The organism is Anaerohalosphaera lusitana (assembly GCF_002007645.1).
In the GTDB taxonomy this organism is placed as follows: Bacteria; Planctomycetota; Phycisphaerae; order Sedimentisphaerales; family Anaerohalosphaeraceae; genus Anaerohalosphaera; species Anaerohalosphaera lusitana.
Window position 1 is genome coordinate 1,887,245 of sequence record NZ_CP019791.1, and the last position, 15,532, is coordinate 1,902,776.

Consider the following 15,532-nt stretch of genomic DNA (forward strand, 5'->3'; position numbering starts at 1 on the left):
GTTATGCCTGAGAAACAGCAAAGTGAAAATATTGGTGAACAGCCTTTGTGGTACAAGGATGCGGTGATCTATGAGCTGCATATAAAGTCATTTTATGACCATGACGATGATGGGATCGGTGACTTCAAGGGGCTGATAAAGAAACTCGATTACCTGACCGGTCTGGGGGTGACCGCAATATGGTTGCTGCCGTTTTATCCTTCGCCTTTGATGGACGATGGGTATGACATCAGTGACTATAACAGTATCAATCCTGATTACGGCAGCATGCGCGATTTCAAGCAGTTGCTGCGTGAGGCGCACAAGCGGGGTATCCGTGTAATAACCGAGCTGGTGATCAATCATACGTCGGATCAGCATAAGTGGTTTCAACGGGCCAGGCGTGCAAAGCCCGGCAGTGTGTATCGCGATTTTTATGTTTGGAGCGATACGCCTGAGAAATATCAGGATGTGCGGATAATATTTACGGATTTCGAAAGCTCGAACTGGAGCTGGGATCCGGTGGCGGGTGCATATTATTGGCACAGATTTTACAAGCATCAGCCCGATCTGAATTATGACAATCCGCGAGTGCAGAAGGAAATACTCAAGGCGGTCGATTACTGGCTGGGGATGGGCGTCGACGGGCTGCGGCTGGATGCGATACCGTATTTGTTCGAGCGGGAGGGGACGAACTGCGAGAATCTGCCCGAGACGCACGAGTTTTTGAAGAAACTGAGGACACATGTTGATTCGAAATTTAAGGACAAGATGCTGCTGGCAGAGGCGAACCAGTGGCCCGATGATGCATCGAAGTATTTCGGGGACGGTGATGAGTGTCACATGGCGTTTCATTTTCCAGTGATGCCGAGATTGTTCATGGCGGTACGGAGTGAGGACCGGTTTTCGATAATCGATATGCTCGATCAGAGCATGGACATACCGGACAACTGTCAATGGGCGATGTTCCTGCGAAATCATGACGAGCTGACGCTGGAGATGGTCACTGACGAGGAGCGTGACTATATGTACAAGGCGTATGCGCAGGATCCGCGTGCGAGGGTGAACGTGGGGATCAGACGCAGGCTCGCACCGCTGCTGGAGAATAACCGGCGGAAGATAGAATTGCTGAACAGCCTGCTGCTTTCGCTGCCAGGCACGCCGATCATCTATTACGGCGATGAGATCGGGATGGGGGACAATTATTATCTCGGTGACCGGGACGGGGTTCGCACGCCGATGCAGTGGAGCCCGGACCGCAATGCCGGGTTCTCGAAGGCTAATCCGCACAAGCTGTATCTGCCTGCGATCATCGAGTCCGAATATCACTATACGACGGTGAACGTGGAGAGTCAGAGCAAGAATCCGTCTTCGCTGCTGTGGTTCATGCGCAAGATGATCGCGGTTCGCAAGCGGTACAAGGCATTCGGGCGGGGCAGCTTTAAGTTTGTCAATTCGGACAATCCGAAGGTGCTGACGTTCATGCGGGAGTATGATGATGAGACTCTATTTGTGGTGGCGAATCTGTCACGGCATTGTCAGGTGACTAATATCGATCTGGCCGAGTACGAAAATTACACGATGGAAGAGGTGTTCAGTGGTAATAAGTTCCCGGATATCAATGAGGACGATTATACACTGACCATAACGCCGCATACGTTCTACTGGTTCAGTCTTTCAAAACCGGCTGAAGGCGAGGATCTGACCGAAGGGGAAAAGACTCATGTAGAGCTTAATACTACCTGGGGCAAGATGTTCGACGGCGGTATCGATGAGAAGCTTTCGCCTGTTCTGACGAGGTATATCAAGCGGTGCAGATGGTTCGGCGCGAAGGGCAAGACAATACGCAGGATAAATCTGCGCGACAGCGTGAATCTGCAGACGGAAGACGGCCGGATCTATATGCTGTTTTTGGATGTCGTCTTCAGGGACCAGCCCAAGCAGACATATTTCCTGCCGGTGGGCTTTGCTACCGACCAGCTTGCCCATGAGATACAGACGGAATATCCTGGGCATGTCATAACCGGGTTGAGTCTGAAGAAGACGGAGGGGTGGCTTTATGAGGCAGTGGTGAGTGAAGGGTTTCAGCGTGCGATGCTGGCGATGCTGGGCGGCAGGAGAAATAAGGCTACCAAGGGACGTCTTCGTTTTGAGCGCAGCAGGAAGTTCAAGGAGCTGATGAAGGATAGAGAGCTGCCATTGCCTTCGGAGCTGATCAAGGCGGAGCAGAGCAACAGTTCGATTATTTATGACGATGCGTTTTTCATGAAGCTTTACAGACGGATCGAGGAGGGGCTCAATCCGGATGTGGAGCTTTCATGGTATCTGACGGAAAAGACGGATTATAAGAATCTTCCCGCGTTTGCCGGTTCTTACGAGTGGCAGAAAACGACGCGGGACTGGGCAAGTCTGGGTGTGCTGCTTGAGTATGTGCACAGTGAAAATGATGCGTGGACGTATTCACTGGACGCTGCGGGCAGATATTTCAGCTATGTGACGACCAATCGTGAAAAGAATGGTGAGATACCCGAGTGTCCCGCGAGCATACATGATGTTGAGTACGGCGAGATACCGGATGTGATGAGGGAATCAATCGGCAGTCTTTATCTTGAGAACGTATGGCTGCTGGGTAAGCGTATCGGTGAGATGCACCTTGCGTTGGCGAGCCTTACTGACAATAAGGATGTCAGGCCGGAGTCGTATTCGCTGCTGTACCAGAAGTCCCTGTATCAGAGTATTCGCAGTCTGACGATCAAGGTGTTCGATGACCTGACTAGTCACAGAAAAGGCGCGGATGAGCAGATGCAGAAGAAGATAGATGAGATCATTGGCAGCAAGCGATCGATACTGAGTTTTTTCAGGCGGCTGTCTGAGAAGAAGATATCCGCGAAGAAGATCCGTGTGCACGGCGATCTTCATCTGGGGCAGGTGCTGTATACGGGTAAGGATTTTGTGGTTATCGACTTCGAGGGTGAGCCTGCCAGGACGATCAGTGAGCGGCGTTTAAAAAGGTCCGCCCTGCGAGATGTCGCGGGCATGATACGCTCGTTCCATTATTCGATATACGGCTCGATATTCCTGCGGCTGGAGCGGCAGGGACTTGATATCGATGAGCTCAAACCATGGGTTGAACTGTGGTATCATTATGTAAGCGGTACCTTCTTGCAGAGCTATCGTGAGACGGTTGCGGGTTCGGATATTCTGCCCGGCGATGAAGATGATTTCAGATTGCTGCTCGATGTGTTCCTGTTGGAGAAAGCGGTTTACGAGCTTGGTTATGAGATCAATAACAGGCCCGACTGGCTGACCATACCGGTTAGAGGCATCGGGCATCTTTTGGAGAATAAGTAAGTTGAATTGAATGCGGAGTAATTATGAGTAAGCAGCAAAGCAATACAAATACGCATTTCAGTCTTTTGACGGAACAGGATATTTACCTGTTCAGGGAAGGTAACCACTTCAGGCTCTATGAGAAGCTTGGAGCGCATATTGTTGAAAACAACGGAGTCAAAGGCGTTTATTTCGCTGTGTGGGCTCCGAATGCGAAGTCAGTTTCGGTCATCGGTGATTTCAATGACTGGGATAACGATGTTAATTCGATGAACTGTCGCTGGGATGGTTCGGGTATATGGGAGGCATTCGTGCCCGAAATCGGTGACGGCGCGGTTTACAAATATCATATCGTCAGTCATCATAAAGACTACACGGTGGACAAGGGCGATCCATTTGCTTTCTACTGGGAGCAGCCGCCGAGGACCGCTTCGGTGGTGAAGGATTTAAACTATAAATGGAAGGATTCAGCCTGGAAGAAACGTCTGGCTGAGCGGAACTGCGGCAAGAGCCCGATGTCCGTGTATGAGGTGCATCTGGGTTCGTGGAAGCACAAGGACGGCGGGTTTCTCAGTTATGCGGAGATGGCCGACGAACTGGTCAAGTATGTCAAAGAGACCGGCTTTACGCATGTCGAATTCCTGCCCGTGATGGAGCATCCATTCTATGGGTCCTGGGGGTATCAGACGCTGGGTTATTTCGCTCCGTCGTGCCGATTCGGTGAGTGTGAGGGATTCATGGAGCTTGTTGACAAACTGCACCAGAATGAGATCGGCGTGATACTTGACTGGGTGCCGTCACATTTCCCAAATGATGAACATGGGCTGGTTTACTTTGACGGCACGCACCTGTATGAGCATTCCGATCCGAAGAAGGGGTTTCATCCGGACTGGAAGAGCTGCATATTCAACTACGGCAGGAAAGAGGTTCGCTCGTTTCTGATCAGCAGTGCGTTCTTCTGGCTGGATAAGTATCATGCGGATGGTCTGCGAGTGGATGCGGTTGCCTCGATGCTTTATTTGGACTATTCGCGAAATGAAGGCGAGTGGATCCCGAATGAAAATGGCGGCAGGGAGAATCTGGAAGCGATAGACTTTCTGCGACGGATGAACGAGATGATCAGCGAAGAGTTCCCGGATGCGACGACGATAGCGGAGGAGTCTACTTCGTGGCCCATGGTCACCGGGTCGGTAGATACAGGCGGGCTCGGGTTCGACATGAAGTGGAACATGGGCTGGATGCATGACACGCTGGACTATATGAGAAACGATCCGGTGCATCGCAAGTTCCACCAGGACAAGCTCAGCTTCTCGATATGGTATGCGTTCACTGAGCGATTCGTACTGCCTTTGTCGCATGACGAGGTAGTGCACGGCAAGGGCTCCATATTCAATAAGATGCCCGGCGATGAGTGGCAGAAGTTTGCGAATCTGCGTCTGCTGTATGGCTATATGTTTACGCATCCGGGTAAGAAGCTGCTGTTCATGGGCAGTGAGTTCGGCCAGCCTTCGGAGTGGAACCATGACTGGCAGCTCGACTGGGGGCTGCTGGACAAAGATTATCATGCGAAGATGAAGCTGTGGACGGGCAACCTGAACTGGCTTTACAAGAGTCAGGCAGCGCTGCACCAGCGGGATTTCCATACTGAAGGATTCGAATGGATAGATTTTCACGATATGGAGCAGAGCGTGATCAGCTATCTGCGATACGCCGATGACAAGGATGACTGCCTCGCGGTGGTGTGTAATTTCACTCCGGTGCCGCGATATAATTATCGAATTGGTGTGCCGAAGGACGGGTTCTGGAAAGAGGTAATGAACAGCGACGCCAAGGAGTTCGGCGGCAGCGGACAGGGCAATATGGGAGGTGTCGAGGCCTCACCGGCTGCGTTCGGGGGCAGGTTCGATCATTCGCTTTCGATCACATTGCCGCCTTTGGGCATCGTAGCGTTCAAAAGAGGTGAGAAATGATCCCAGGTGCTGATCTGAGGTCAGACGGAAGCTGTCTGTTCACCGTATGGGCTCCTTTTGCGAAACAGATGCAGGTGCGTCTGCTCGGTGATGATGAACGTGTGCTTGATATGTACAGGATCGAGAAGGGTTACTGGCAGATCGAGGCGAACGACGTTAAGGCCGGCACACGGTATCTGTACCGGATAGACGGTGAGGAGGAAAGGCCGGACCCTGCGTCTAATTTTCAGCCCGACGGGGTGCACGAAGCGTCGGCGGTAGTGGATCATGCAGCGTTTCACTGGAGCGATCAGAACTGGCGAAATTATGATCTGGCAGATTATATAGTCTACGAGCTGCACACGGGCTGTTTTACGCCTGAGGGCACATTCGAGGCGATAATAGAGAAGATGCGGTATCTGCGAGATCTGGGCATAACAGCGATCGAGCTGATGCCGGTGGCGCAGTTTCCCGGCGAGCGGAACTGGGGCTATGACGGGGTTTTTCCTTACGCAGTGCAGAATTCGTACGGCGGGCCGGACAAGCTCAAGCGGCTGGTAGACGCTGCGCATGATCACGGCCTGGCGGTGGTGCTGGACGTTGTTTACAATCATCTTGGGCCCGAAGGCAATTATCTTCGGGATTTCGGGCCTTACTTTACGGATCGGCATGTGACGCCCTGGGGTGATGCTGTCAATCTCGATCAGGCGTACAGCGACGAGGTGCGGGACTATTTTATCGAGAATGCTTTGTACTGGCTGCATTTCTATCATATGGATGCCTTGCGACTGGATGCTCTGCATGCGATCTTCGATATGTCGGCGACGCATTTTGTGGAGGAGCTGACGAAGAGGGTGGATCGCTATGCGGAATCGGCGGACCGGAGAGTTCACTTGATCGGTGAGAGTGCGCTGAACAATGCGAGACTCTTAAGGCCCAGGAGCGAAGGGGGATATGGGCTGGATGCGCAGTGGTCCGATGATTTTCATCACAGTGTCCATGCGCTGATGACGGAGGAGGAGTTCGGATATTACCAGGATTACGGCAGGGTGGAGGATCTGGCGAAAGCGTTTGATGAAGGTTACGTCTACACGGGTCAATACTCGAAATTCCGTAAGCGCAAGTTCGGTAATCATTCCGGCGACAGGCCTGCCGAGCAATTCGTGGTGTGCACGCAGAATCACGATCAGGTGGGCAACCGCGTTCACGGAGAACGGCTGATCGATCTGACGGATTTTGAGTCGGCAAAGCTGGCTGCAGGGGTGCTGATGCTTTCGCCGTTCGTGCCGATGCTGTTCATGGGACAGGAGTATGGCGAGGAATCGCCGTTCCAGTATTTTGTCAGTCACTCGGACGAAAAGCTGGTCGAAGCGGTGCGAAAGGGGCGCAAGGAAGAATTCAGCACGTTCAAGCAGGCACAGGGTGTGCCGGACCCACAAGCGGTCGAGACGTTCGAGCGGAGCAAGCTGAATTGGGAGAAGCCTGAGCAGGGCGAGCATAAGACGATGCTCTCGCTTTACAAGAAGTTCGCGGAGATTCGCCGGACGATCCCAGCATGGGTGGACAGGAGCACCCAGAATGTGACTTCAATGAAGGACAAGCAGATTTTGATCTGGCATCGTGAAGGCGATGCCTGCGAAGGGCGGTATCTTTGTGTGATGAATTTCAGTAAACATGAGCAGAAGGTGAGGCTGTTTGAGGATGGCGAGCGATGGCGGAAGATTGTCTGTTCAGGTGAGAACGCATGGGGAGGTCCGGGCAGCGAGCTTGGTGAGATATGTGAGGGCAGAGGTGAGCTAACTTTGCCTGAGAGATGTTTTGCATTTTTTGAGATGATCTAATATAACCAGCGGCGGGAACTATGAACAGCAAGCGAATACCGGGGACGACTTACAGGCTGCAGTTGAACGAGGACTTTGGATTTGAACAGGCCCGTCGTCTTGTTCCATATCTCAAAAGGCTGGGCATTACGCACATATATGCTTCGCCAATATTTAAGGCCAATCCGGGCAGCGGGCACGGCTATGATGTGACCGATCCGAACCAGATCAATCCTGAGCTTGGCGGGTGGGATGAGTTTGTAAAGCTGATGGAGGTCTGCAAGGCGGATGGCATCGGTTGGGTGCAGGATATTGTGCCTAACCATATGGCGTATTCGATGCATAATTCGATGATGATGAGTGTGCTCGAACACGGGCGGGCAAGTGCATATTCGCATATGTTCGATATTGACTGGGAGCACCCGGATGAGGAATTGGCGGGAAAAGTGATGGCGCCGTTTCTGGGTAAGAAGCTTGAAGAAACAGTCGCGAACGAGGAAGTCGCGATGGTGGCCGACGAGCTGGGACTGGGTGTTAAATACTACGAGCAGAGATTCCCGCTCAATGCAGGTTCGTACAGCGAGGTGCTTCATGAGGCGATCCATGGCGAGGAGCCGCAGCAAGAGGCGCTAGGCAGTATATGTGTTCGGCTTGCGGATATAAAAGAGATGCGACGGGAGGAGGTTGAAGAAGCTTTTGAAGGCGTCAAGCAGGCACTGTTCTATGCGTACAGTGAGAACAAAGAGGTAAGAGCGCTGGTCGATGCCGCTATGGACAAGTACAACAAAGGTGGAAGGCTGCTGGACCTGCTTGGTAAGCAGTATTACGTTTTGACCCACTGGCAGGAGGCCACCAGGCGGATCAATTACAGGCGGTTCTTTTACATAAACGGACTCATATGCATGGCGGCTGAGCGGGAGGAGGTGTTTGATAGGACGCACAAGCTTATACTGGACTGTGTCAAGCATGGCTATTTTGATGGGTTGAGGGTGGATCACGTGGACGGGTTGAGTCGGCCCGGTGAGTATCTGAAGCGGTTACGTGATGCTGCGCCGGAAGCCTATATTGTCATTGAGAAGATAATGGAAAAGGACGAGCCTTTGATGCAGAGCTGGCCTGTAGAGGGAACGACCGGCTATGATTTCGGGGCGATGGTTGACTCGGTTATGTGTGACAACCAGAAGGCGGATGCGTTTGATCGGTTCTATAAGGAGCTTGCGGGGGAGTTTGGTGATTATCAGCGGGTGCTGTATGACAAGAAAAAGGAAGTGCTCGGTACGCATATGGCGGGTGATGCGGCGAATCTTGTGCGAATGCTGAAGGGGGATGAGTTTGCGGGCGAGGACGACGATGAGCTGTGCGAGGCGGCTGTCTCGCTGGCGGCTGCGTGTGGGATCTACAGGACGTATCTGGGTGAAGGTGAACGGCGGTCTTTTGACGTAGAATGTGTCGAGCGGGCGGTCGAGGGTGCCTGCGAATATGAGCAGAGGCTGGCGGATGTGATAAGACGGCTGGGCGATATGCTCCTGAAATGCCATGAACAGGGCAGTGGGTCCTGTGAGTTTGCTCTTCGGTTTCAGCAGCTCAGCGCACCGGCGATGGCGAAGGGTTTTGAGGATACCCTGCTCTATATTTACAACAGGCATATTGCTCTTAATGAGGTGGGCGGTTCGCCTGATCAGTTCGGGATCCCGGCGGATGAATTTCAAAAACATATGGCGGAGCGAGTCAATATCTGGCCCAACGCAATGAACGGGACAAGTACGCATGATTCAAAGCGGGGCGAGGACGTAAGGGCTCGGTTGAATGTGCTCTCGGAGATGGGTGAAGCGTGGTTTGAGAATGTACGAAAATGGCGGGTGTTGAACGAGGGATTGAAGACTTCGTTGGACGGGCAGCAGTGTCCGGATGCGAACGACGAATATCTGATATATCAGACGATGGTCGGAGCACTGCCGTTCGAGCCCAGTGAGCAGTGGGATTTTCGCGACCGGTTGAAGGAGTATGCGGTAAAAGCCTTGCGGGAGGCGAAGGTGCATACTAGCTGGCTTGCAGTGAATGCGGAATACGAAGAGAGTGTAACAGGGTTTATTGACGGCTTGTTCGATGAGGGAAGCGAGTTCTGGGGCGATTTTGCAGAATACACTGAGAAGGTTTCGAGGTATGGTGTGATAAAGTCACTGGCCGGCGTTGTGGTGAAGATGACATGTCCCGGCGTGCCGGATATTTATCAGGGCAGCGAGCTGTGGAACCTGAGTCTGGTCGATCCTGACAATCGGCGAGCGGTTGACTATGCAATGCGCGAACGTATGTTCGAGCGGCTGGATACCGAGTATTCGCTGGGCAACAATTATTCACTTGCGGAGCTGCTTGCCGAACCTGCGGACGGTATGGTGAAGATGTTCGTTGTGCATCGATTACTGGAACAGCGTCAGCAGCAGAAGGAGCTTTATCGAACGGGGACGTATATCCCGCTTGAGATAGAGGGTGATGATGTGGGCAGGCTGATCGCTTACGCGCGAGAAAACGATGGACGAGCTGTCATTGTTTTGGTTCCGCGGTTGTGTTACGGTTTAACGAGTTTGCCTGAGCGCGGCATCGATGCCGACAAGGTTGACGGCATGCAAATCGTTTTACCGCAATCGCTTAGAGGTGACTACAGATGTTTGTTCAGTGGCAGGCACGAAGTGGTCGGGGATCGGGTTAGTGCAGCTAAAATGTTTAGCGAATTTCCGATAGCTGTGCTGGAGCGGCGCTGATAGACGCGTTCAGCATCGGCCGAAGATTCGGGTCAGGCGGTGGAGTTTTTCGGTCAGTGCAGGGGTGATCTTCCTTGCGGGCAATCGCCATTTCCAGTTGCCTTCGGGTCGGGCGGGGCAGTTCATTCGTTGGTCAGCATCCAGGCCGAGCACGTCCTGCATAGGAGTTATGGCGATCTTGCTCGTCGAGGCCATCGCCAGACGAATCATCTGCCAGTGTACGTTGCGGGCATTGATCTTTGTGCCTGCATAATCGCTGAGTAGCTTTTTCTGGTATTCCTGCAGCTCCGTATTGAACCACCCGACGGTGGTGTTGTTATCATGTGTCCCGGTGTATACTACGGAATTACGGGTGTGGTTGTGGGGCATGTGCAGGTTGTCGCCGTCCTCGGAGTCGAATGCGAACTGGATAACCTTCATGCAGGGGAAGTTATAATCGTTTATGAGTTCGCGCACCTCGGCTGTGATATATCCCAGATCTTCGGCGATAAGGGCGGCCTGCGGTATCTGGCGGAACAGTTCGTCGAAAAAGTGGTTTGCAGGCCCGGGCGTCCACTGGCCATTGATGGCGGTTTTCGCGTTGGCCTTCACTTCCCAGAACGCTTCCAGCCCGCGGAAATGGTCTATTCGCAGCATGTCGAAAAGCGATAGATTGTACTTTATACGCCGCATCCACCAGTCATAGCGTGTTTTGCGCAGTGTGTCCCAGTTGTAAACGGGATTGCCCCAGAGCTGGCCCGTTTCGGAGAAGTAATCAGGCGGCACGCCCGCGATCATTTCGGGTTTGCGGTCCTTTCGAAGCTTGAAAACCTCGGGGTGTGCCCATACATCGGCGCTGTCGTATGTGACATAGATAGGCAGATCACCGAATATCTGTATGCCCTGATCGTTGCAGTACGTTTTGAGTTGGTCATACTGATGAGCGAAGATGTACTGCAGAAAACACTCTTTACGTAACTGTTGAGCGTGTTCTTTTTTGGCCTTGTTCATCGCACCCGAGCGGCGGTTCCGGATGGGCGCGGGCCAGGCGTTGAATTTCTTCTTGCCGTATTCCTGTTTGAGTGTCATAAATAGTGCGAAATCCTCGAGCCAGTAGGAGTTGCTCTGGACGAACTCTTCGAAATCTGCATCCGGCGTGAATCGCTCGAAGGCAGCATCAAAGAGTCTGGTCTTGTACCCGAGTATTGCCTCGTAATCGACAGCAGTTTTGGAGAAGTCCGGCACAGGGGTCAAGTCTGAGCGGTTGAGCAGCCCTTGCCGGTACAGCAGTTCCGGGCTGATAAGCAGGGGGTTGCCCGCGAAAGCTGAGAAACCGCTGTATGGAGAATTGCCCATTTCAGGTGACGTGTAATTCAGGGGGAGTATCTGCCAGTAGTTCTGCCCAGATTCGCGGAGGAAGTCGACAAATTTATAGGCAGCAGGGCCGAAGTCGCCAATGCCGAATCGACCAGGCAATGAAGTTATGTGCATTAAAATTCCGCTTGCGCGTTTTTTCAGCATGAGACAAACCTCTCATTATGGCAGACTTAGTTCCAGGTGCTGTGCAAGTTTTGTGAAGCTTTCAACCCACTGTTTTGCGTTCTCATCACCTTTTTCGGCTTTTTCCTGCATTTCTGGGTAAGTTGTTCTGACCTGTTCAAAGAAGATGTTTTGAGGATTTTGTAGGTCGATGCTTCCTGTGGTCGGCTTCAATGCCGCAAGCAATTCCGTTGTAAGTTTAAGGTCTTCGATATTGTCCGGATTTTCACGGAAATCGTCCATGAGCCTGTTGATCTTACGACTGGTTTCAAACCCGAGAACCTCATCCTGAAGTTTGAGTGACAATCTCTTAGATTGATCCACCAGATTTTTGAGCCATTTAATGTCGATCTGATCCTGCTGCAGTTCTCTTATTATATCTGTGTTAATGATAAACGCCGCCGGTGCAGCAAGCGAAGTCGGCAAAGGCATATTCATATTTCTCAGCATCTGCATGATGGCGAAATGGTATTCGTAAATGTGCCTGAATGAGTTTTCGATCTCGTCGAAGGTGGTTGCGAGTATCTCATTGACGATCCTTCGCTGTTCATCCTTAAACAGATGCTTCAACGAATAGTTCCGACCTTCCGGCCAGACGTTCATGAGCCTGAAGACCTCTACGTTTTCGCCTCGGTGGAAAGTCTTTATCAATTTGTCGGTGGTTTGCTGGAACCGTTTACCCCCCATTCTGGGGCCCACTGTTGCCAGCAGATTCTGACCTCCCAGATATAATCCGATCATGTCCAGGTCGGTTGTTTCCAGGGTAATTTGCGATTTGATGTGGATCCTTCCAACCGACAGGACCTGAATGCCTGCTTCAATCCGTGAGAAATCCTTGATCTTCGCTGAATAGCAGAAAACCGGAAATTCGCCCTTTTCTTCTTCTTCAAAGACCGAGCTCAGAGCGAAATGGGCCCCTACACGTACAAGATCGATCTTACTTGGCTTGACGTATTGCTCATAGACTTCACTGCCGTTTTCGAACAGATCTTCGTTAGAAGGCGCATCCTCCAAAAACTTCATAAATTCTGCTTCAAGGTCCTCACCAGAGATTTCATGGCAGAGCTGAATACAGCGTGCGGCGTATTGCATGATCTGGACGGTCTCGATGCCGCCTATGTGGTCGAAGAACCAGCCGCAGCTTGTGTACATCAGCATGGCGTTTCGCTGCATTTCAAGCAGCTTCATAAAAGTAACTTTATCATCATCTGTGAGTTCCTGGTTCGTATGATCCTCGATGAAGCTGGTGATGTTCTCTGGAGAACGATCCAGTATTACTGAGATATAATCCCCACGCACGGACCAAGGATCGGATGTGAATTCTGACATGCGTTGTTCGTATATTTTGTTCATAGAATCGCGAAGCCAGTCGAGCGCATTTCGCAGGGGCTCTCGCCATTGCTGTTGTCCGCTCTTCGACTGGTCGCCTGCACAGCCGCAGTTGCTCCGCCATCTTTCCACGCCGTGAACGCAGCTCCAGGAGCTGTCCTCCCATATCTCGACTTCATGGCGTGGCGGACACTTATCCAGGAATTCGGCATAAATGGTGAGTTCGGCATCATCGTGATGTGAGATGTGGTGGAAACAGTACGCCAGTGCCATATCGCCATGCCTGTGATGGTGTCCAAATGATTCTCCGTCAGTGGCTATGTGGACGATTTTGCACTGCTCGTTTTCTTCTGGGAAGGAGTTAGTGAGCCGGTTCGCCAGATTTTCGCCGCTGTGCAGCAGTCCGCCGTATGCTATGTCATGAGAGGCAGGCCCGTTGTAGAAGAAAATTGCTATCTCTCTTCCGGAGGGCAGCTTGCAAGTGTAGGGCACAGTCGTGTCGAGCGTTGAATCATTTACTTCTTCCCACTCTTCTTCTCCCAGCGGTCGCACCTTTTTGGCCTGTCGCGGAGCGAGAATGGTGAACTTTATGCCGTTGTCAACAAGGGTCTCAAGTGTCGGTGTGTCTACAGCGGTCTCGGGCAGCCACATGCCTTCCGGTTCGCGGTTAAATCGGCTCTTGAAGTCGTAAATTCCCCACTGCACCTGGGTCTGCCGGTCACGGTCGTTTGCCAGCGGAAGGATCATGTGATTGTATGCCTGTGCGATGGCAGATCCATGGCCGGAGAATTTCTTGACGCTGTTTTTGTCCGCTTCGAGAATGCGGCCGTACACGTCCGGCGCCTTCTCTTCCAGCCAGCTAAGAAGTGTCGGGCCGAAATTGAAGCTCATGTTTTCGTAATTATTGACGATGTCTACGACTTTGCGGTCGTTGCCCAGTATTCGAGAGGCCGCGTTCTGGCGATAGCACTCTTCGGTTATTCGCTCATTCCAGTCGTGGTGCGGGTGTGCCGAATCCTGCATTTCAACGTCTTCCAGCCAGGGATTCTCTCTTGGGGGCTGGTAGAAGTGGCCGTGTATGCAAATGTATTTAGTCATAAGATTACAAATCTCCATTAAACCCTCAGTTGTCGGCTTTTTTTACGATCAGTATTATTCTAACAGAAGAAATGGGAAACCTTAATACTGAAATCTGTTGATGGCAGCATTTTGCGAGCCTGGCAATATAGTGTCCCAAAATCTTCAATTTTGCTTAAAAGTCCTGTAACAAATCGACTTTACTGTCGTCTAACTTATGATGAGAGTGGTTAAGTCCCGGCTTAGGACAGATTTCTTGACTTTCTTTTTCTTATATTGTAACTTATTTTTCTCGTCAGTAAGGTGGGTGAAAGCTGTCGGAGTCTCAAGCGGAGAAACGGATGCCTGTTTGTGATAATTTTTTGGGTCGTCTTCGGCTCAAAGCCGCTGCGTTGATCGTGTTAAGAGATATTTCTCGGGTGACGATCTGGTGGGGCTTTGTGCTGGGGTTTGTCATTCTGGTATTGCGTGCACTGGCATTTGTTCCGTACCAGGCGGGTTTCTGGCTGCTTGGGTCCGGCGTATTGCTGTGGGGCGCGGCCGCTTTTATCAGTTTTCGTAAGGTGCCATCGCTGGAGTCCGTGCGCGCATTGGTTGACAAGCATAGCGGTTGCGGTGGGCTGCTGATAGCGTCGGATCAGATGGAGCTTGGCAAGTGGGCCGATTCCATGCCTGAACCGAAGCTGGTACTCTTCAAATGGCGGTGCAGGCGGGAAATGGTCCTGCTGTTTTCAGCAGTTGTATTCCTGGGGGCCTGTCTTGCTGTCCCGCAGAGATACATCAATGTAAGTACCGTTAAGAGACTCAATGTCGATGCGGATGTGGACAGGATGAGTAAGCAGATCGACACTCTGGAAGAGGAAGACGTGATCGCCGATTCCGAGGCTGCTGAGCTGCGTAAAAAACTCAAGCAGATACGCGATGAAGCAAGAGGGGATGACCCGGTGAAAACGTGGGCAGCTCTCGATCACATGCAGAAAAGCCTTAAAAATGCGGCACAGGAGCAGGCTATGGCGGATGTTTCAAATACTGAAAAAGCAGCCAAGGCCGAGGCGCTTGCCAAAGCGATGGAAGAAAACTCGGGGCAGATGGGGGAAAAACTCACCGACGAAGCAGCCGCGGAACTGAAAGAGACGATCGAGAAAATGGCTGCGAATAACAGTGCGTTGAAAAACGCAATGAGCGACAGCCTAAAAGAAGCCCTGGCATCGGGTACAGCCAAAGAAGGCGGCCAACTGAGCAAAGAGCAGCTTGAACAGCTTCGCAAGGCCCTGCAGGGTGCTCAGAACCAGATGGCCGGCAGGCTTGGCAAACTGCAGGACGCGAAGCTCATCGACGGCAAGATGGTCAAAAAGGCCAAAGAAGGCACGCAGATAGATCCCGCAGCTCTGGCAGCGTTTCTGGCTGAAAATGCCGACGGAATGGGCGTCAGTGCCGCGATGAAGGCCTATATGCCGGGAAAAGGCGGAGTGAGTTTTGGTAGAGGTGACGCCGCTATGACCTGGAAGGACAAGAGCAGCGAGACGGGTACTAAATTCGAGGAGCAGATCCTGCCGCCCGGTTCGGTTGAGGCGATGAAGGACAGTAAAATGGTAGGCGTCAGTGTGTCCGATCCGTCGGATACCGAAGAAGTTGAAAAGAACGTGGGTGGATTCATTGATGCGCAGGGTGGGACCGGACAGGCGACGAAACGAAAGATACTGCCGAGACACAAAAAGGCCGTACAGAAATACTTTGAACGCGAAGATCAGTAAATTTATTCCCGGAAATG

7 protein-coding genes are annotated in these 15,532 nt (G+C 51.9%); 5 read left to right on the forward strand and 2 right to left on the reverse strand.

What is annotated here, in order from left to right:
- Positions 1–3: 3 nt before the first annotated feature.
- Genes treS through treY form a run of 4 tightly spaced genes read left to right on the forward strand, consistent with a single transcriptional unit; the run spans position 4 to position 9,837 of the window.
- Positions 4–3,330 carry a maltose alpha-D-glucosyltransferase gene (treS, locus tag STSP2_RS07810; RefSeq protein ID WP_146661465.1) on the forward strand — a complete coding sequence of 1,109 codons (3,327 nt, stop codon included), beginning with the start codon at positions 4–6 and terminating at the stop codon, positions 3,328–3,330.
- A gap of 23 nt (positions 3,331–3,353) precedes the next feature.
- Positions 3,354–5,279, forward strand: a complete 1,926-nt coding sequence (gene glgB / locus STSP2_RS07815) for a 1,4-alpha-glucan branching protein GlgB (RefSeq protein ID WP_146661467.1) — start codon at positions 3,354–3,356, stop codon at positions 5,277–5,279.
- A complete protein-coding gene (gene treZ, locus STSP2_RS07820; RefSeq protein WP_146661469.1) occupies positions 5,276–7,099 on the forward strand; it encodes a malto-oligosyltrehalose trehalohydrolase in 1,824 nt (607 codons plus the stop codon). Before glgB ends, treZ begins: the two co-directional genes overlap by 4 nt.
- 20 nt (positions 7,100–7,119) lie before the next feature.
- Entirely contained in the window at positions 7,120–9,837 is a 2,718-nt protein-coding gene (gene treY, locus STSP2_RS07825) for a malto-oligosyltrehalose synthase (protein ID WP_146661471.1), read from the forward strand.
- A gap of 9 nt (positions 9,838–9,846) precedes the next feature.
- Here the strand turns inward: treY and malQ are convergent, their stop codons facing one another.
- Positions 9,847–11,337 (reverse strand): 4-alpha-glucanotransferase, encoded by a 1,491-nt coding sequence (gene malQ, locus STSP2_RS07830; RefSeq protein ID WP_257788003.1) that lies wholly within the window; start codon positions 11,335–11,337, stop codon positions 9,847–9,849.
- Between the two features lie 15 nt (positions 11,338–11,352).
- Positions 11,353–13,782, reverse strand: coding sequence for a DUF3536 domain-containing protein (locus tag STSP2_RS07835; protein WP_169853070.1), 2,430 nt, complete (start codon positions 13,780–13,782; stop codon positions 11,353–11,355).
- A gap of 320 nt (positions 13,783–14,102) precedes the next feature.
- On the opposite strand from STSP2_RS07835, the gene STSP2_RS07840 reads away from it, so the two are divergent.
- Positions 14,103–15,515 carry a synaptonemal complex protein 1 gene (locus STSP2_RS07840; protein WP_146661474.1) on the forward strand — a complete coding sequence of 471 codons (1,413 nt, stop codon included), beginning with the start codon at positions 14,103–14,105 and terminating at the stop codon, positions 15,513–15,515.
- Positions 15,516–15,532 lie beyond the last annotated feature (17 nt).